Source organism: Candidatus Methylobacter oryzae (assembly GCF_003994235.2).
GTDB lineage: Bacteria > Pseudomonadota > Gammaproteobacteria > Methylococcales > Methylomonadaceae > Methylobacter_A > Methylobacter_A oryzae.
Genome location: NZ_RYFG02000024.1, coordinates 41,668 through 59,672 on the forward strand (window position 1 = coordinate 41,668; position 18,005 = coordinate 59,672).

20 protein-coding genes and 1 tRNA gene are annotated in these 18,005 nt (G+C 49.8%); 12 read left to right on the forward strand and 9 right to left on the reverse strand.

Annotated elements, in window-relative coordinates:
* Window positions 1-33: 33 nt before the first annotated feature.
* Window positions 34-786, reverse strand: a complete 753-nt coding sequence (locus EKO24_RS04705; RefSeq protein WP_143733176.1) for a zinc ribbon domain-containing protein — start codon at window positions 784-786, stop codon at window positions 34-36.
* Between the two features lie 296 nt (window positions 787-1,082).
* On the opposite strand from EKO24_RS04705, the gene EKO24_RS04710 reads away from it, so the two are divergent.
* A complete protein-coding gene (locus EKO24_RS04710; protein WP_127028948.1) occupies window positions 1,083-1,520 on the forward strand; it encodes an NUDIX domain-containing protein in 438 nt (145 codons plus the stop codon).
* A gap of 237 nt (window positions 1,521-1,757) precedes the next feature.
* On the opposite strand, the gene gcvP is transcribed toward EKO24_RS04710, so the two are convergent.
* Window positions 1,758-4,652, reverse strand: coding sequence for an aminomethyl-transferring glycine dehydrogenase (gene gcvP / locus EKO24_RS04715; RefSeq protein WP_127028949.1), 2,895 nt, complete (start codon window positions 4,650-4,652; stop codon window positions 1,758-1,760).
* Window positions 4,653-4,656: 4 nt separating this feature from the next.
* Window positions 4,657-5,739, reverse strand: a complete 1,083-nt coding sequence (gene gcvT / locus EKO24_RS04720) for a glycine cleavage system aminomethyltransferase GcvT (protein ID WP_127028950.1) — start codon at window positions 5,737-5,739, stop codon at window positions 4,657-4,659.
* A gap of 416 nt (window positions 5,740-6,155) precedes the next feature.
* On the opposite strand from gcvT, the gene ychF reads away from it, so the two are divergent.
* Complete coding sequence (gene ychF / locus EKO24_RS04725; RefSeq protein WP_127028951.1) at window positions 6,156-7,247, forward strand: redox-regulated ATPase YchF; 1,092 nt, start codon at window positions 6,156-6,158, stop codon at window positions 7,245-7,247.
* Window positions 7,248-7,299: 52 nt separating this feature from the next.
* Window positions 7,300-7,376 (forward strand) — tRNA-Met (locus tag EKO24_RS04730).
* A gap of 140 nt (window positions 7,377-7,516) precedes the next feature.
* Here the strand turns inward: EKO24_RS04730 and EKO24_RS04735 are convergent.
* The 5 genes from EKO24_RS04735 to EKO24_RS04755 all read right to left on the reverse strand — a co-directional run bounded on the left by EKO24_RS04735 (window position 7,517) and on the right by EKO24_RS04755 (window position 9,808).
* Window positions 7,517-7,759 carry a type II toxin-antitoxin system HicA family toxin gene (locus tag EKO24_RS04735; RefSeq protein WP_127028952.1) on the reverse strand — a complete coding sequence of 81 codons (243 nt, stop codon included), beginning with the start codon at window positions 7,757-7,759 and terminating at the stop codon, window positions 7,517-7,519.
* Window positions 7,756-8,064, reverse strand: a complete 309-nt coding sequence (locus tag EKO24_RS04740; protein WP_127028953.1) for a type II toxin-antitoxin system HicB family antitoxin — start codon at window positions 8,062-8,064, stop codon at window positions 7,756-7,758. Before EKO24_RS04740 ends, EKO24_RS04735 begins: the two co-directional genes overlap by 4 nt.
* A 113-nt stretch (window positions 8,065-8,177) precedes the next feature.
* Entirely contained in the window at window positions 8,178-8,447 is a 270-nt protein-coding gene (locus EKO24_RS04745; RefSeq protein WP_127028954.1) for a pyocin activator PrtN family protein, read from the reverse strand.
* 760 nt (window positions 8,448-9,207) lie between these two features.
* Window positions 9,208-9,531 carry a small metal-binding protein SmbP gene (gene smbP / locus EKO24_RS04750; protein ID WP_127028955.1) on the reverse strand — a complete coding sequence of 108 codons (324 nt, stop codon included), beginning with the start codon at window positions 9,529-9,531 and terminating at the stop codon, window positions 9,208-9,210.
* A gap of 100 nt (window positions 9,532-9,631) precedes the next feature.
* On the reverse strand, window positions 9,632-9,808 hold the full coding sequence (locus EKO24_RS04755) for a CsbD family protein (protein ID WP_127028956.1): 177 nt from the start codon (window positions 9,806-9,808) through the stop codon (window positions 9,632-9,634).
* A 495-nt stretch (window positions 9,809-10,303) separates the two neighbouring features.
* On the opposite strand from EKO24_RS04755, the gene EKO24_RS04760 reads away from it, so the two are divergent.
* Together EKO24_RS04760 and EKO24_RS04765 are read left to right on the forward strand one after the other, a co-directional pair.
* Window positions 10,304-11,089 (forward strand): GlcG/HbpS family heme-binding protein, encoded by a 786-nt coding sequence (locus tag EKO24_RS04760; protein WP_241674400.1) that lies wholly within the window; start codon window positions 10,304-10,306, stop codon window positions 11,087-11,089.
* A 62-nt stretch (window positions 11,090-11,151) separates the two neighbouring features.
* Window positions 11,152-11,814 (forward strand): HEAT repeat domain-containing protein, encoded by a 663-nt coding sequence (locus EKO24_RS04765; protein ID WP_127028957.1) that lies wholly within the window; start codon window positions 11,152-11,154, stop codon window positions 11,812-11,814.
* Between the two features lie 18 nt (window positions 11,815-11,832).
* Here EKO24_RS04765 and EKO24_RS04770 read toward each other — a convergent pair whose 3' ends face one another.
* Window positions 11,833-12,639: a Crp/Fnr family transcriptional regulator gene (locus EKO24_RS04770; protein ID WP_127028958.1), complete on the reverse strand. Its 807-nt coding sequence runs from the start codon at window positions 12,637-12,639 to the stop codon at window positions 11,833-11,835.
* 755 nt (window positions 12,640-13,394) lie between these two features.
* Here EKO24_RS04770 and shc point away from each other — a divergent pair.
* From shc to EKO24_RS22790, 7 genes are all read left to right on the forward strand, one after another.
* Complete coding sequence (gene shc, locus EKO24_RS04775) at window positions 13,395-15,416, forward strand: squalene--hopene cyclase (protein ID WP_127028959.1); 2,022 nt, start codon at window positions 13,395-13,397, stop codon at window positions 15,414-15,416.
* 276 nt (window positions 15,417-15,692) lie between these two features.
* Window positions 15,693-16,073: a DUF4398 domain-containing protein gene (locus EKO24_RS04780; protein ID WP_127028960.1), complete on the forward strand. Its 381-nt coding sequence runs from the start codon at window positions 15,693-15,695 to the stop codon at window positions 16,071-16,073.
* A 9-nt stretch (window positions 16,074-16,082) separates the two neighbouring features.
* On the forward strand, window positions 16,083-16,514 hold the full coding sequence (locus EKO24_RS04785) for a DUF4398 domain-containing protein (protein ID WP_127028961.1): 432 nt from the start codon (window positions 16,083-16,085) through the stop codon (window positions 16,512-16,514).
* A gap of 96 nt (window positions 16,515-16,610) precedes the next feature.
* Window positions 16,611-16,763: a hypothetical protein gene (locus EKO24_RS22325; protein ID WP_154671579.1), complete on the forward strand. Its 153-nt coding sequence runs from the start codon at window positions 16,611-16,613 to the stop codon at window positions 16,761-16,763.
* A 197-nt stretch (window positions 16,764-16,960) separates the two neighbouring features.
* Window positions 16,961-17,107, forward strand: a complete 147-nt coding sequence (locus tag EKO24_RS04790) for a lmo0937 family membrane protein (RefSeq protein ID WP_127028962.1) — start codon at window positions 16,961-16,963, stop codon at window positions 17,105-17,107.
* 65 nt (window positions 17,108-17,172) lie between these two features.
* Window positions 17,173-17,403 (forward strand): hypothetical protein, encoded by a 231-nt coding sequence (locus tag EKO24_RS04795; RefSeq protein WP_127028963.1) that lies wholly within the window; start codon window positions 17,173-17,175, stop codon window positions 17,401-17,403.
* A 324-nt stretch (window positions 17,404-17,727) separates the two neighbouring features.
* A partial coding sequence (locus EKO24_RS22790) for a hypothetical protein (RefSeq protein ID WP_206667211.1) occupies window positions 17,728-18,005 on the forward strand: 278 nt, incomplete at its 3' end.

Sequence of the window (18,005 nt, forward strand, 5' to 3'; positions counted from 1 at the left end):
GCGACGACTTAAACAGCCCTATTTAGATAAGGCTCAGTACGAACATCTCCAGGCTTTGTAGCGTTTAAAAAGCAAAAGCCCGCCCCATAGCAACGACAACAGCATGATGACAGTCCCCAGCGCAAAAACCGCTTTAGCCAGAAGATGATCATATTGCAAAAGGCCGGACTCGGTCAGCAGGTACTGCCAATCGTGAAAGCCATACGGCGCCGAATGACCGAAGTTACCGCCCAACAGCGGCAACTGCCCTGCCCGCGCATCGTTCATATAGGGAGCAATATCCAGGAAGTTTTCGCCGACCCACCATAGCGCCACCGATGCGCCAAAAGGGTCGCGCGTTTTGATCAATAACACGCCCGCGCAAATCGACGGCATTAACAGCTGCCCCAGCGTTCCGCCTAATGAAGTGATAAATGCGCCGAAAGGCCTGAAAATAATATGCCCTGCCTCGTGAAAAGGCAGATTAACATTATGCAAAAGAGAGTTGCCCACTGCGTTACTTTCGATAGAAGCACTGATGAGCTGCCAGCTCCAAATAATCAGGCCTATAAAAATAATCAACCCGCCTGAAAAATACGCCAATGTCGGCTGCCGTGCTTCGTAAAACAAAAGTTGCATCAATGGCCGGGCGGTATCTTCTTCATATAGCGTCACAATAGGCGCTTGAACAGCCGGCCGATCGGCCTGTTCAGGATGATATTTCCTATATTTGGCAAATACGATGCCGCAGTGAGGACAAATTTCACTGGGTACTTGCAGTTCATGCCGGCACTTGGGACAGTTCATGATTTCTTTAACGATCGGGAAAACACAGATTATGCATTGGCGCTATCGATGGCGTGTAATGGAAAAGCTTGTCCATGTTATATTTCGTGTAACTATTCAGCGCATAGAAAAACGGAACACGGATTAAACGGATCATCACGGATTTAAACTTGGCTTGGGCTAAAAATCCGTGTAAATCCGTCCTATCCGTGTCATCCGTGTCATCCGTGTCATCCGTGTTCTATTGATCATACGCTGAGCAGTTACTATTTCGCCAACTTAAGATTTTAAACGATCCCCCCGCTTTAGGAGACAACATGCCCAAACCCATCACCCCTTTGTTGGCCGCCGATATTTTAATCGAACTGATCGATCAACCCGGCCGGCCTTTTGTATTGATCGAGCGCGTTTATCCGCCATACGGCTGGGCAATACCGGGCGGCTTTGTCGACGTCGGCGAAACGATCGAACAGGCCGCGATTCGCGAGGCCAAAGAAGAAACCTGCCTGGATATTACGCTGAAAGCGTTGCTGGGCATCTACTCCAATCCCCAGCGCGATTCCCGCAATCATACCGTGACTGCGGTCTATATTGCCGAAGCCGCCGGAACGCCGCGAGCCGCCGACGATGCAAAAAATTTCGGCATTTATACGTTCGACAATTTGCCCGACGTACTGGCATTCGACCATGCCCAGGTTATAGCGGACTATAAAAACTACCGGCTGACCGGCCAAGTCACGCCGTTGCGGGTGTGATCCGCTGTTTAAAAACTAAGGTCCACGAAAAACACGAAAGTTGACTAAAAGTGTCGACCGGCAAGCATATCTATGTCGATTAAACGTAATGGCTCTTTTGTAAACGGAAAACGGATGGCACAATTTTTACAGATCGATACGGATAAAATCCGTTTAAATCCGTCTCATCCGTGGCATCCGTGTTCTATTTCTCTTTCGTGTTTTTCGTGCCTTTCGTGGACAATCACGCCACTTCAGCTACTCGTAATCCGCTAAAGGCGGACAACTACAAAACACATGCCTATCGCCATAAACATTGTCGATACGCCCGACCGGCGGCCAATATTTATCGTCATGCTGATGGTTGTCCGGGAAAAACGCCTGTTGCCTCGAATAAGGCAGCGTCCATTCGTCCAGCAACAGGCGATGCGTATGCGGCGCATTATGCAGCAGGTTATTTTCGGCATCCGCTTCGCCGTCTTCTATCGCCTTGATTTCCGCACGAATCGCGATTAGCGCGTCGCAAAAATGGTCAATCTCCGCTTTGTCTTCGCTTTCGGTAGGCTCTATCATTAAGGTATCGGCGACCGGGAACGACACGGTCGGCGCATGAAAACCGTAATCGATCAGGCGCTTGGCAATGTCTTCGACAGTGATATTGCAGGTCTTTTTAAACGCATGGCAGTCGATAATACATTCATGCGCGACCCAACCGTTTTTGCCGGTATATAAAACCGGATAATACGGCGACAGACGTTTGGCGATGTAATTGGCGTTCAGGATCGCAGTTAATGTAGCGCGCTTTAAACCGGCTGCGCCCATCATCGCGATATAAGCCCAGGAAATCGTGTAAATGCTGGCCGATCCCCAAGGCGCTGCGGATACGGTGCCGACGGTGCCGTGCCCGCCTTTGGCCGGGTTAACGCCATCGACAACCGGATGATCGGGCAGGAACGGCGCCAGGTGCGCGCCGACGCCAATCGGGCCGACGCCGGGACCGCCGCCGCCATGCGGAATGCAGAAGGTTTTGTGCAGGTTTAGATGAGCAACGTCGGCGCCGATTTTGCCGGGCCGGCTTAAACCAACCAACGCATTGAAATTGGCGCCGTCCAAGTAAACCTGCCCGCCGTGCTGGTGGATCAAATCGCAGATGTCCCGGAACGCTTCCTCGAACACGCCGTGCGTGGACGGATAAGTAATCATTAACGCAGCCAGCGTGTCATGGTATTCGGCGGTTTTTGCGCGCAAGTCGTCGAGGCTGACATTGCCGTTGCCGTCGCAGGCAACGACCACGACCTTAAGTCCCGCCATCGTGGCGCTGGCCGGATTGGTGCCGTGCGCGGAAGCGGGTATCAGGCAAATATTGCGTTGCCCCTGCCCTCTGACTTCATGGTATTTACGAATCACCAGCAGGCCGGTGTATTCCCCTTGCGAGCCGGCATTAGGTTGCAGAGAGAACGCATCGAAACCGGTCAAATCGCACAGCATGTCTTCCAACTCGGAAAACATCTGCTGATAACCGTGGGTTTGGTACAACGGCGCGAACGGATGCAGCGCGTTAAATTCGTAATAGGAAATAGTCTGCATTTCGGTCGCCGCATTCAGTTTCATCGTGCAGGAGCCCAGCGGTATCATCGAGCGGTCCAGCGCTATATCGCGTCTGGCCAAACGGCGCATATAACGCATCATTTCGGTTTCGGAATGATAGCGAGCGAAAACCGGATGTTGCAGGATTCGGTCGTTACGCAGCAAAGTTTCCGGGATACACTCGCCGACGGCTGCATCCAAGCCGTTGATGTCGGGCAGGTCGGCGGTGGAGGAAGCAAAAACCTGCCAGACATCCCGTAGACTGCTGCGGTTCGTGGTTTCGTCCAACGCTATGCCGATATGGTCAGCATCGATCACGCGCAGGTTGATATTGGCTTCAGCGGCCCGTGCGGCAATGCGTTTGGCGCGGTTCGGTGTGCTGATAACCAGAGTATCGAAATAACATTCACTCAACACGTGATGCCCCAACTGGGTAATGCCGGCAGCCAGGATTTGCGTATATCGATGTACGCGCTCCGCAATCAAGCGCAGGCCTTCCGCGCCGTGATAAACCGCATAGAATCCGGCAATAACTGCCAGTAAAACCTGCGACGTGCAGATATTGCTGGTGGCCTTGTCGCGGCGTATATGCTGCTCGCGGGTTTGCAGCGCCATGCGCAACGCAAGCTGGCCGTGGCTGTCTTTGGACACGCCGATAATGCGGCCCGGAACCGAGCGTTTGTATTCATTCTTGGTCGCAAAATAGGCGGCGTGAGGCCCGCCGTAGCCCATCGGCACGCCAAAACGCTGGGAGTTGCCGACCACGATATCGACGCCGAACGCGGCAGGCGGTTTCAGCAGCACCAGCGCCAACAAATCGGCCGCAACCGTCACCAACGCGGATTTAGCCTGGGCAATCGCGGTAATTTCGCTTAAGTCCCTGATTTCGCCTTTGCCGCCGGGATATTGCACCAGCAATGCAAAAAAATCATGATGCTCAAGGTCCTGGTAAGGATCGCCCACGATAACTTCATACCCCAGCGAGCGGGCGCGGGTTTTGACCACGGCTATCGTTTGCGGATGACAATCCCGGTCCACGAATACGCTGTTGGCCGTACTCTTCGACAAGCGCCGCGACATCGTCATCGCTTCCGCCGCCGCCGTGGCTTCGTCAAGCAGCGAAGCATTTGCCAGCTCCATGCCGGTCAGGTCGATAATAACTTGCTGGAAGTTAAGCAAGGCTTCCAGCCGCCCTTGGCTGACTTCGGCCTGATACGGCGTATAAGCGGTATACCAGGCCGGGTTTTCCAACACATTGCGCTTGATCACCGCCGGCATGATCGTATCGTAATAGCCCATGCCTATCATCGACGTGAACACTTTATTGCGTTCGCGCATTTTACGCAGATGCTTAATTACCGCGCGTTCGCTGATTGTCTCGGTCAGTTTTAACGGTTCGCGATTAAGGATGTTGGCAGGAATTGCCAAACCGATAATGTCTTCCAATTCGTTTACCCCCAACTCCGCCAGCATATCCCTGGTTTGTAGCGGATTGGGACCGATGTGGCGGTTAATGAAATTACCGCGCATTTCCAATTGGGCTAAGCCAGGCCGGGATGAAGTCATAGTCTTACCGTCGATAACGATGAGGGATAAAAGGCAATGGAGTCACGGTCACTGTAATGCGATGATCGCGCACCATCGCGTGTAACGGACTCCTCGATTCAACAATAAACGGGTCAAGCAATGCCATCGCAATCGGCTGTCCCAAACTGGGTGAAAAGCTGCCGCTAGTCACATAACCGACGGCAATGCCTTCGCTGTTGCAAATTATACTGCCTTCCCGCACGGGGATTTTGCTATCGATCAGCAATCCGACGCGGATCTTTTCCGGTCCGCGTTCTAACTGAGCCAAAATCTTATAGGCTCCCGGAAAGTCGACGTCCGTTTTTTTAATCAACCACTGAAGACCGGCTTCTACCGGGGAAATAGACTCGCTAAGCTCATGTCCATATAAGCATAGCCCTGCTTCCAGGCGCAACGTATCTCTAGCAGCCAGGCCTACAGGTTCCACCTCGTCTTCGGCCAGCAACAGACAGGCGAGCTGTTCCGCATAATGACGGCCGACCGAAATTTCAAAGCCGTCTTCGCCGGTATAGCCGCTACGGCTGATGTTGCATTTTATGCCGTTAATATAAGTACCGCAGGCCTGCATAAAGGAAAGTTCAGCAGCTTGCGGAGAAAACTTGTCGATGACCGATGCAGCGGCCGGACCTTGCAATGCCAGCAACGCCTGACTGCTCAGCTCATTAAAACAACACCGTCCGCCTAAATGGTTATACAGGTGCTTAAAGTCTTTGTCTTTACAGGCTGCATTCACGACAATCATCAAACCGGTATCGATGCGGGTAATGACAATATCGTCCATAATCCCGCCGTCGTCGTTGGTTAATACCGTGTATTTTTGCCCGCCGGATTTAAGCCCGGAAATATCGCTGGGTATCAATTTCCCAAGTTCATGGATAGCATCACCACCCAAAATCAGGCACTGGCCCATGTGGGAAATGTCGAAGAAACCGGCATGACTGCGGCAGTGCAGATGCTCGTGCAATGTGCCTTTACCGTAATGCAACGGCATAAGATAGCCGGCAAACGGCACCATCTTGGCGTCCAACTCAAGATGCAAATTGTAAAGTGGCGTTTGTTTTAACATGGGTCTTTTCTTGGCGTATAAGCAGGACTGTAGTTTAGCGATTTGTTCGATTATTTGCCACGAAGAGCACTAAGAATATACATAAAAACTGACTTGCCGTAGTACATGGATGACATGAATTACGAGAAACTCCATCCAATCGATTCGTCATTTACTTGTTTTAGTGTACCTACTCCCCCCATTTTGAAATCGAGTGTAGGTCATTGATTGCCAAGGACGCGTGAATACATCCCTGTAGCGCTCCCCTGTTGCAGAAGCCTTTGCAATCAACCACCTACACCCATTGAATTTTGATGATGGTGAGTAAACACGTTTTAGTTTTTTAGATTTAAAGCCGTAGCTTGTATAATTCCCGCTTTGTTTCGGCTTGATCATCTTGCTGTACTCCCTTCTTATTTAAAATTTCAGAGAACTCTATGGCGCTGTATTGTGGAATCGTTGGTTTACCCAATGTTGGCAAATCAACCTTATTTAATGCATTAACCCGTGCGAAAATCGCGGCCGAAAACTACCCTTTTTGTACCATTGACCCCAATGTAGGCGTAGTTCCGGTGCCAGACCCCCGCATGGACAAGCTGGCGGAAATTGTAAAACCGGAGCGCGTGCTACCTACCACAATCGAGTTTGTCGACATTGCCGGGCTGGTTGCCGGCGCATCAAAAGGCGAAGGTCTGGGCAACCAGTTTTTAGCCAATATTCGCGAAACGGACGCCATTGCCCATGTGGTGCGTTGCTTTCAGGATGATAACGTGATCCATGTCGCCGGAAAAATCGATCCTATCTCCGACATTGAAGTCATCAATACTGAATTAGCGCTGGCCGATATGGCTTCTGTTGAAAAAGCTTTGACGCGTTCGAGCAAAGCGGCCCGCACCGGCAATAAAGACGAACAGGCAAAGAAAGAGGTGCTGGAAAAAATTTTCAAGCAATTGGATGCCGGAGAACCTGCGCGCGCGCTGCCTTTATCCGACGATGAAAAAGCGTTGGTCAGAGACTTGTGCTTGATGACGCTTAAGCCGGTCATGTACATTGCCAACGTCCAGGATGACGGTTTCGAGAACAACCCAATGCTGGATAGAGTGCAAGCCTTGGCCGATAAAGAAGGCGCGATGGTCGTGCCGATCTGCGCAGCGATGGAAGCGGAAATAGCCCAGTTGGATGACGATGAAAGAAAGGAATTCCTGGACGATCTAGGTTTGGAAGAACCCGGTTTGAACCGTGTCGTAAGAGCCGGATATAAACTGCTGAGCCTGGCGACTTATTTTACCGCCGGCGTAAAAGAAGTCAGGGCTTGGACTATTCCGGTGGGCGCAACCGCACCGCAAGCTGCCGGCGTCATTCACAGCGATTTCGAGAAAGGCTTTATCCGCGCGGAAGTCATCGCCTATCAGGATTTCATTGATTATAAAGGCGAACAAGGCGCCAAAGATGCCGGCAAATGGCGACTTGAAGGCAAAGACTATATCGTTAAAGACGGCGATGTCGTGCATTTCAGATTCAATGTTTGACAAATCATGAGCGGATACATATAATTTCCGCTCTTCAAAAGAGCTGTTAGATGGCGATATAGCTCAGTTGGTTAGAGCACGGGATTCATAACCCCGGGGTCGGTGGTTCAAATCCACCTATCGCCACCATACAAATCAAGCACTTAGGTTAAAACCAAGTGCTTTTTTTATGTCTGAAATAAAAGTTTTCCCAATTTTGTCCCATTTCTAAAAAAACAACCACAACAATTGCCAACAATTCAGGCACAAAAAAGCCGCTTGGTTAGCGGCTATAGTTGCTTAAGAATTTGGTAAAAATCTTTCTTCTTCACCCCGGCTTGTTCGGCCATGCTTTTGATAAGAGTTTGTGAGAATGGCGCTTTCGGACAATCGACAGTAACCTTGTACTTCCTGTTGTCCTTAATCAAAATCCATTGCTCATGGGAACCTTTTTGTGTATCAAAGGCAAATCCCAGATAAGCCAATATCGCCTTCAATTCTTTGCACGTGATGGGTGGATATTCTCCGCTCATGCAAGACGAAGGGGGAGCATTTCATCAAAAACAACGCTGGTGTTCGGATAAATCATATTGGTAAGCCGGATAAAATAATATTCAAACCACTGCGTTATTGGTGCTCGTCTTGCCAATAATTGATTACCGTATTCCTGGTCTTGCAAGGCTTCGTCAACATAAAAGGCGATTTGTTCCTCAAGCTTGCGCTTAACCTCATCCAATGAACTGCCTTGTGTCGCTAGACAAAAATCTAAACACACAGCCACCCACTCCCCTTCCTCTTGTTTCGCGTAGCACTTTACAATCAGCTCTTTCGGGTTCATGTTATGTTCTCCAAGTTTTCTGACTAAAGATTGTATATTAAAGCTTCAAATAAGCACTACTCCCAACAAAAAACCGGCATGGTTAGCCGGTTTTGATTTCAATATTGCCAGTTTTAACCTTTTGCCGCCCGATATTCTTTCTTGGCCTTTTCCTTAACTTGGTCAAGATATGCTGCAAAATCTTCGATTGCTACCATCCAGGTAGTTTTATTGCTGCCTAGCCTGAACACTGGGAATGGGTACTTTCCTCGGGCGGCTTCTCGCTTAGATTTCTCGCTGTCATAACCAAAGTATTTTTCCCCTATCTCGATGATAGGAATGTGTGCTTTTTGGAACTCGGCCATTAATCCAAAATAAGTTGATGGTTTAATTGAATCCGCCATGTTGATTGACCTCAATAATTGTTACGGTAAGTTTCTGCTGAGTTTGAATGATACGTCTGAAGTCCGGGAGATATTTTCCAGGTTTATCGTTGAGCCGGTCTCAGTACGGTATTCCTGCGGAACCACAAAGACTACGGCAAAGGAGGTGTTGATTAGAAATTACAAGCTATCGGCGAATTAATGGATAAAATGGTGGTAGAAATTTTTTATTTTTTACCATCATTTCACTATTTTTTTACCGGTAAAAAGCGAAATATCATTGATTCTGTCACAAATTAACTTTATTTATATTTCATTAGTGTTTTTCTTAAATACCTGATTTAAAAGATCAATTTTTTGCTTTTCCCTTTATATGTTCGCAGATTAAATGTCTCCCCTCATGTGCTTGTCTGAGTGTGTCACGTAGCGACTATTATGCCTGCCTGCACCGCAAACCCAGTCAACGCCATCAACAACGTTGGTTATTGGATTAGCAGGTGAACACCTTATTTCACAAGTACAAGCAACGTTATGGCGCCGAACGGCTGCAGCGAAAATTAAAGCATTTTCCCAAGCGCGCTGGAAAGCAGTTTCTGCGGGCATTGCAACAGGATTGCCAGCAAATCCTTGAGTAAAGACCAACTGATGTTCAGCTTATGCCGGAATTCAACAAAACCAACCCTTAGTTTTTGTTAAAAACGGATAACTTCACTTTTGGCGGCAAAAAAAGGCGAGCTATTTTGGCCCGCCGTTTTCTACCCTACCGCAAGCTGGCGGTTGCTTAGTCCCCTTCCGAAGCTTTTAGATGTGTTACAGCTTCTTCGGCGGCTTTCTTCGCCATATCCGCATTACCTTGCTTGCCTTGGCTGATGGCATTATCCAAACTTGTAATGCCGGCATCCAGATGTTCATCGGCAGTTTTCGCATGGATTCTGGCTTGCTCAGCATGTTGGACAATTTCTTTTGCATCACTGGCTTTGGCAGCCGCTTTCGCATGTTTCTGCGCTTGCGCTACGTGATTCTCGGCTGCATAAGCCCCCAATGAACACAAAGCTAAAATAATGCCTGCGAATAAACCGGTCAGTTTCATGTTGGTGAATTTCATGGTTATCTCCTATAAACAGTGTTTAAAAGTATGTCATTCCCGATACACAATAACAGGCCGGCCTGAAAGGCCGGCCTGCATAGCCAGGCAGCGCCCGGCTTTAGTGTTTTTTCTTGATATTTTCTTTAACATCTCCATAGCCGGCTTGGCCTTTACCTACATTCTTTTGAACTTTTCCTTCGACTTCCATTTGTTCGTTGTCTATCACTTTCCCAACGGTTTCTTTAATTTTACCTTTGCCTTCCTCGACTCGGCCTTTTACTTGATCTTTGTTCATGAGTGTCTCCAAATAACAAAAAAAACATGACTACAACGCCATGACCAAAACGGGGAATGAGGTTTCCCAGCGCATTTTGAACAATACTCTTAAAACTTAATCCGGTCGGTTCGGTAGCGAACATAAAAGGCCAGTCGATAAGCACTGCACATATTCAAACAAGGCCGGCTAATTTGCCGCAGATTTGAGCGGCTACCGTTTGTTTATAACGCGCCGTATTCTTTCCGGCTTGCATACAGGTTTATAAAAAAGCGTTTTGATCGAATTATAAAGTTGACCTAGCGTCTTTGCTTTTCTGTTTTCTTTGGTATTTCAATCTGGTATCTTTGCCGGCGGTTTAGCTGTCCGTAATTTCTGACGCGTTGTATTGGTTCTAGTTAATTCAAAAAAGCAAAAGACTTATCAGCTGACCTTATATAAATCGAGAAATGCGATTTATATTTCATAATAAAAATCTATCCGACATTTTTAATAACAATAAGAAAGGCTTAAATCATGAAAAATAAGAAATCCGTCGTATTGGGAGGAATTTTATTATCTGTCGTAAGCGCCGGAGCCATGGCGACTTGTAACGACATTTATTCGGCATGGAATAACAATGCTATTACTTCGTCTGTAGGCGTTACCGGTAATGGAGGTTACGGCCTTCCTATGTGGATAGCGGCTGTCGATGAAACCGGCAAAGTCTGCGCTGTCGTTAACAGCGGCGGTTCCGGTGCCGATATCGGCAATAAATCCTGGTTAGGCAGCCGGGTTATTTCCATACAAAAAGCAACGGCTGCCAACTCTTTCAGCTTGGATGCGTTCTCAATTTCGACAGCCAACCTTTATGGTTTAACGATGCCCGGCGGCAGTTTGTACGGCTTGCAAATGAGTAATCCCGTTGACGCCAATGTTGCTTATGCCGGCAGCCCTGAAAACTACGGTCAAGGCGGCAACGACCCTGCCGTCGGCAAACGTATCGGCGGCATTAACGTATTTGGCGGCGGTTTGGCGCTTTACAATAACCAAGGAAAAAAAGTAGGGGCTATCGGCGTTTCAGGCGATACTTCCTGTACCGACCATGCCGTCGCGTGGAGATTGCGTACCGCAATGGGCTTAAATAACGTTCCCGGCGGATTTATCAGCGGATATGCGCAAAAACCGGCCGGATCGCTTGGCGATGAAATGATCATCAGCACCAACGGCAACGTGACCAACGCTTACAAACAGCCTAGCTGTGCCCACAACGCTATAAGCAATCCTACCGCAGGTTCGGCAACCGGCGTAATTATCGAGTAATTCTCCACGCTTTACTGCTTGCCTCTTGCAAAAGGGGCAAGCAGTAACCTTCCTACACTCTTATGAAAAAATATTTGTTGGTAATCGCCGCGTCACTGGCCGTTATTGTGCCGGTGGTCGCTTTCCGCTTATCGCCAAAGCCATCGAATACCGACGCAACACCGGTCCAATCGACGATTACGTATCCGCCGATCGAATCATTGGGGCATGGCGCGCGTTTGCCGACAGCCGAGGAATTGGAGCAAGAAAAAGCTTTCGATGCCAGGCAAGCGGAGTCGGCCATTCAACAGCTGAAAAGCGCGGATGTGCATCGGCGTATTGTCGCCACGGAAACATTGAACGCCTACCAAACGCCGAAATCGGAACAGCAGTTAAGCGATACGATGCTCCACGATCAGAATGCCGAAGTTCGCCAAACGGCCGCGCAAAGTCTTGCGTTCTTCAAAGACTTATCCGATCGTACCGTCGACTCACTGTTTAAAGCTTTACACGACAAAGACCGGCAACCCCGTAAACAAAGCCTGGACACACTGCTGAACCACGCCTTGCGCATTAGCGGTAACAACGATAAATTCCAGCGCATTTTAAAACGGCTGCGTAATGAAATTCGCTCCGGCCGCATCGATCAGGATGTGCGCAGCGATGTGAACGCATTCCTCAAAGATCAACAACCTGTAGGTGATCGTTCGCTGCTTCCCCCGCCTATTAAAGCCGTTCAGCATTAAATCGATAGCTTTAAAAACTTACTCGTGACGAAAAATTAAAGCTTCGCCTTTAGAATGCCCTACCTTTGGCAAAGGGATATGCGATACCATCGGCTCAGGCTGCGGAGCCGGCAGCAGGCGATCCGCTTCGGTTTTAATCACTTGGTAGCACTCGCAAGCCCGCGCTTCCAGCCCCTGCCGGTCCAGTACCGTGATATGTCCGCGGCGGCAATTAATCAATTTTGCTTGCTGCAACTTCCCGGCCGCCTCGGTAATGCCTTCGCGGCGCACACCGAGCATATTGGCAATCAGCTCTTGCGTCGTGACCATCTCGTTCGAATGGAGCCGGTCGAGACTCAGCAACAACCAGCGGCAAAGTTGCTGATCGACGAAGTGATGCCGGTTGCAAGCCGCAGTCTGCGCTATTTGCGTAAGCAGCGTCTGCGTATATTTCAGCAGCAAATCGTGCAGCGTACCGGTACGGTAACCGCCAAAACGATTGAACTCCTGCATCAGTATCGGAGCCCGCAGCCGATAAGCGTAGCCTGCGCTACGCACGACGGCCCGGTTAGGCATCGTTCCGCCGCCCATAAACAGCGAAACGCCGATCATGCCATCGTCGCCGACCACGGCGATTTCGGCCGGAGCACCGCTTTCCATGACGTAAACCAGTGAGACGATGCAGGTCGTCGGAAAATAGGCGTAACGCACCTCGTCCCCGGATTCGTAAAGAACGTCCCCAAGCGACACTTCGACCAGTTCCAGATGAGGAAAAAAACGGTCGCATTTGGCTACGGACAGGGAATTAAGGAGATGGTTTTGCCAGAGGCTATTTGGATTAGTCATAAGCAACATCATATATGTAAGTTAAAATCGAACGACTGTTAACCTAAAGCTGAGTTGAGCAGCTTGTCTGCTCAAACGAAACTTATGCCCTTTGGGTATAAAGCTGAGTTGAGCGGCTTGTCTGCTCGAACGAAACTTATGCCCTTTGGGTATAAATAATCGGTTGATATTGTGTAAATGGTTACAGCTTAGATCGTTCGAGCACCTCAAACAATAAGTGCCATTACTTATGGAACAGGCTTACCATGAAGCAAATCCCCCTATCTCAATCACGCCTTTAAATATTGCGGCTAATTCCGGACGATTTTTAAAGCTGAGTTGAGCAGCTTACCTGCTCAAATCCTACTTATGCCCTGTGGGTATAATCATTAATAACGCCCGTTTAAACGGAAACAAAACATATTTCACAAAGCCCGGAACGCGCGCGCCCCTCACAATCACTACTTATTATTCAATAAATATCAATTAGATATATAAAAAATACCGCTCTGTACCTCCGCTCATTTAAGCACATCCTCGTCCTTATGTGCGCTACCGCACCGACGCAACTCAATGATCAGCTTAAGCTGTTTTTGTGGCTGAAATGATGTGCGACTGTTGGCGAAATGCTGCCCCTGTCAAAACAAACCCATATGAATACTGACAATCCAGCAGTTCCGGGACGCTAGCCGTTTACTGTAAGCAACAACGCCGGCTGCCGACGGATAAGCCGGCCAAAAGCTCTAACAATAAAGTGTATTAAGGGAAATCATACGATGCGAACAGACATATCTTCACTTATACCCAAAGGGCATAAGTTTCGTTTGAGCAGACAAGCTGCTCAACTCAACTTTATCAGGCTTGATTCCGCCTACACAGGCCCTTTCTATTCGCCAAGTACGCTGGACAGCGCGATTAACCAGGCTAAAACGCAGCTGATAAGCTTGCAAAATCAAAACGGCTACTGGGTGTTTGAACTCGAAGCGGATTGCACGATTCCTTCCGAGTACATCCTGATGATGCACTATATGGATGAAATCGATGAAGCGCTCCAGACCAAAATCGCTAATTTTATTCGGGCACAGCAAAACCCGGACGGCAGCTACCCGCTTTACAAAGGCGGCGCCGGCGACATCAGTTGCACCGTAAAAGCCTATTACGCGATGAAAATGGCCGGCGACAATACCGGGGCCGCGCATATGAGCAAGGCCCGCGACTGGATACTGGCGCGGGGCGGAGCCGCGAGGGCCAATGTCTTTACCCGCATCATGCTGGCCATATTCGAACAAATTCCTTGGCGCGGCGTGCCGTTCATGCCTGTCGAAATCATGTTGTTGCCCAAATGGTTCCCGTTTCATCTGGACAAAGTATCGTACTGGTCGCGCACCGTCATGGTGCCGCTGTTTATCCTCTGTACCTATAAAGTTAAGGCCCGCAATCCTCATCATATCGGCGTTGCCGAGCTGTTCGTTACGCCGCCGGACCAGGAAACAAACTATTTTGCCCATGTCAAAACGCCGCTAGGCAAAACCATACTGGCCCTTGAGCGAATGGGCCGCCTGCTGGAGCCGCTGATTCCGGGCTTCATCCGCAGCAAAGCGACCGTCAAAGCGCATCAATGGTTCACGGAAAGACTGAACGGTTACGACGGCCTGGGAGCCATCTTCACCGCGATGGTCAACGCTTATGAAGCGATGGATTATCTCGGCATTCCCCCCAACAACGAACGGCGGTTAATTGCCAAGGAAGCCATCGACCGCTTGCTGGTTGCCAATGGCGACACGGCCTACTGCCAGCCCTGCGTTTCTCCTGTCTGGGATACCGGCTTGGCAAGTCTGGCGTTACAGGAAGCCGACTGCCACGAACGCAATCCGCAAACGCAACAAGCGCTCAAATCCGCGTTGCGTTGGTTGGCCGGCAAGCAGTTAACGGACGAGCCCGGCGACTGGAGAATACAGCGCCCCAATTTGCCGGGCGGCGGCTGGGCCTTTCAGTTCGGCAACAGCTATTATCCGGACGTCGACGATACCGCAGTGGCGGCGCTGGCGCTGGCTCAGTCCGAAGATCGGGAGTTTATCGGAAATATCGAACGGGCAAGCACCTGGATTGCCGGCATGCAATCCAAAAACGGCGGCTACGGCGCTTTCGATGCCGACAATAATTACCACTACCTGAACCATATTCCGTTTGCCGACCACGGCGCTTTGCTGGATCCGCCGACCGCGGACGTCAGCGCGCGCTGCCTGATGTTCCTGGGCAAGCGTGTTGCCCGGCATCCTGAATACAGGCCGGTCATCGACAAATGCATAGCTTACTTGCGCAATGAACAGGAAGCCGACGGTTGCTGGTTCGGGCGCTGGGGTACGAACTATATCTACGGTACATGGTCGGTGCTGATCGGTTTTGAATCCGCAGGAGTTGCAAAATACGACCCGGCTATCCGTAAAGCCGTGGCCTGGCTAAAATCAAAGCAACGGGACGACGGCGGCTGGGGCGAGAGCAATCACAGCTATCATGATACCCATAGCCGCGGCGAATGTAATACCAGCACCGCATTCCAGACCGCGCTTGCGCTGCTGGCATTGCTATCGGCCGGCGAAAGCGACTGCTCCGAAGTGGAAGCCGGGATTAATTATCTACTAAGAAACCAGCAAGCTGACGGGTTCTGGAAAGACGAGAGCTTTAACGCGCCCGGATTTCCGAAAGTTTTCTACCTGAAATACCACGGTTACGACAAATTTTTTCCGCTCTGGGCGCTGAGCCGCTATCGCAACGAGCGTTTCTCCAGACTGCTGTAGGAGCCGTAATCCACTAAGATACATTGATAGGTAAATATAGTGAGAACACGGATTTTTACGATTCAACACGGATGAGAAGCCATCCTCCATAAAAATCCGTGGCAATCCGTCGCATCCGTGTCATCCGCGTTCCATTTTAAATCCTTAGCATATTGTTTCTTAAGTTCGCTAGCGTACAGTGCCGATCGCTATAAAGGCATCTAATTGTTATCGGCGCCTGCCATCCAGGTCCCGGTATAGACAAGATTCGACATTTAACACTAAGGGCTAAAAATTATGAGAAAACTTTGCCGCCTCAGCACGTATCAAGTCATGGCCGGCGTGGCTGCCGTAGTCTTAATCAGCGGCTGCGCAAGCGTCCCGGCGCCGATCGAGCAAATGGATATTGCCAAAGCAGCCTTAAGCAATGCAAACCGCGCAAGCGGCGACGAATTCGCACCGCAACAGTTCGAACTTGCAAAAACTAAGATGGAAGCCGCCAAACGCGCGATGCAAGAAAAAAACTACCGCTACGCCCGGCAACTGGCGGAACAAGTACAGGTCGATGCCGAACTGGCCGCAATAATGGCGCGTTCCGCCAAGGCTCAAAGAACAGCGGGCGCATTGCAAGAAAACAATCGCGAGCTGCAACAAGAAATCGAACACGACGCCCAATAGGAGTTTATTATGCAAAATCACCGCTGTTTGCCCATGATCCTGCTTGCTGCCACGATGCTTTCCGCTTGCAGTTCGATGTCGCAAAATCCGGCCCTGACGGAAGCCCATAACCGCTATTACAATGCGCGGACCAATCCTAAAATCATCGATATGGCCGAACCCGAATTAATAGCGGCCGACGAGTCTATCGACGATGCGGATCATGCCGTCAACGAGCGTCAAAGCAATGACGTCGTCAATCATCTGGCCTACATCGCCAAACAGAAAGCGGCCATAGCCGAAGCAACCGCCCTTTGGAAAGCAACTGAATTAACGGTCGTCGATGCCGCCATCAAAAACTATCTGGCTCGCCGTTTGATAAAGCTGAGTCGTGCAGCTTGTCTGCGCAAACGAAACTTATACCCTTTGGATATAAAAATGAATAAAACCGGGTATTTTTAGACCGCCTCTGTTCGCTACCGTACCGACGAGGTTCGGTTTCGTATATATCCTCTTGAATAATTTAATGACGCCCCGTTTAAATACCAGGAGACATGCATGAATAAATCTCAAATAAAGGAGCAAGTTGAAGAAACCCAGAGTAAAAGCAAAGAAGCTGTTAGCGTCACGCTGAACAACAGCAAAAGCTACGGAGATAGAAGGAAATGCCCGACAGGACGTCGGCAAGACAGAAGAGGTTTTGTGATTTAAAGGAAGATAACGGACGAGCACGACCGGTTCATAGGCCGCCCCGGTATAACAAAATGCTCTGCATTATCTTGTTTTCACGGAGACGAACATCAAACTTGCCGGTTTACGGGCAGTTATTGCTGTGACCTTCGGCCGTTTCCTATGTTTGTCTTTAACATTATCGCCGTTGTTTGACGGCCTCTGACGGAGAAGCACACATGCTTGAAACTTTAGCGATCGTTCTAATTATTCTCTGGATAATGGGTCTGGTCTCGTCATATACGATGGGCGGGTTCATTCACATTCTTTTGGTTGTCGCAATCGTCGTAATTTTACTGCGGGTTATTCAAGGCAGACGCGTATAATCGGCACGAAAATGCGCTTAGATAACGAAATAATCAGTGCATCCATCTAAACCGGGAGAGATGAAATGAACGCGGTCAAGGCGATAGCGATTGTACTGATCGTAGCAGGCTTACTAAGCGCGACACACGGCGGCTTTAGCTATACACGAGAAATCCATAAAACCCGGAATACTAACTCAGGTTCGCTGGAAGTATCCATTCAGAACACGCAGACGCTATCCGTTCCAATCTGGGCCAGTATCGGGGCGATAATAGCGGGCGGCTTGCTTTTAATTTTACCGAACAGAAAAAACTAGAACATTTCTTCGTTAGTTTAAAGAGTCGCTCACGCGACAGTTATTTGAATCGGGTTCTCGCACCCGAAGGCGAGATACTTTCGCTACGAAAACCCTCCTTGGTTTTCGCCCTGCGGGCCAGCCTTATCGGCTGTTCAAATTCGCTCCAGGCGAATTTGTGCTCCGCCTCGGCAACTGCTCCCTGCGTTGCTCTCGATCGCTGTTCCGGACGCGATTCTACCTCCCCCATCCGTGGGGTCGTACCTCCTGCATCCGTGCAGTCGAAAAGAAAGTATCCAAAGACCAATCCGCCGGGAGCGGATTGGGACGCCAACGGCGCACGAAGTGCGAGCGCCGGGAGGACGCGAGTCAGCAAGTGGCAAACGGGATTTAATCCATCCGCCGGCACTCACCTTCCGCTCGTTCCCAGATGTAGGCCGGAATACCCACAGGGCACAAGTAAGGCCGCCCGACGGCAGCAAGGGCGGACGTTTCCGGCAACCGGAACTGGCGTTGTTATGCGGAGAACAGTCCGATAGTCAGACCTTCCAGGTTTTACGACTGCCATGGATGGCGACCGAGACTGCTCCCGGCAGTCCTCGGCATTTCCTCCATCCATGGAG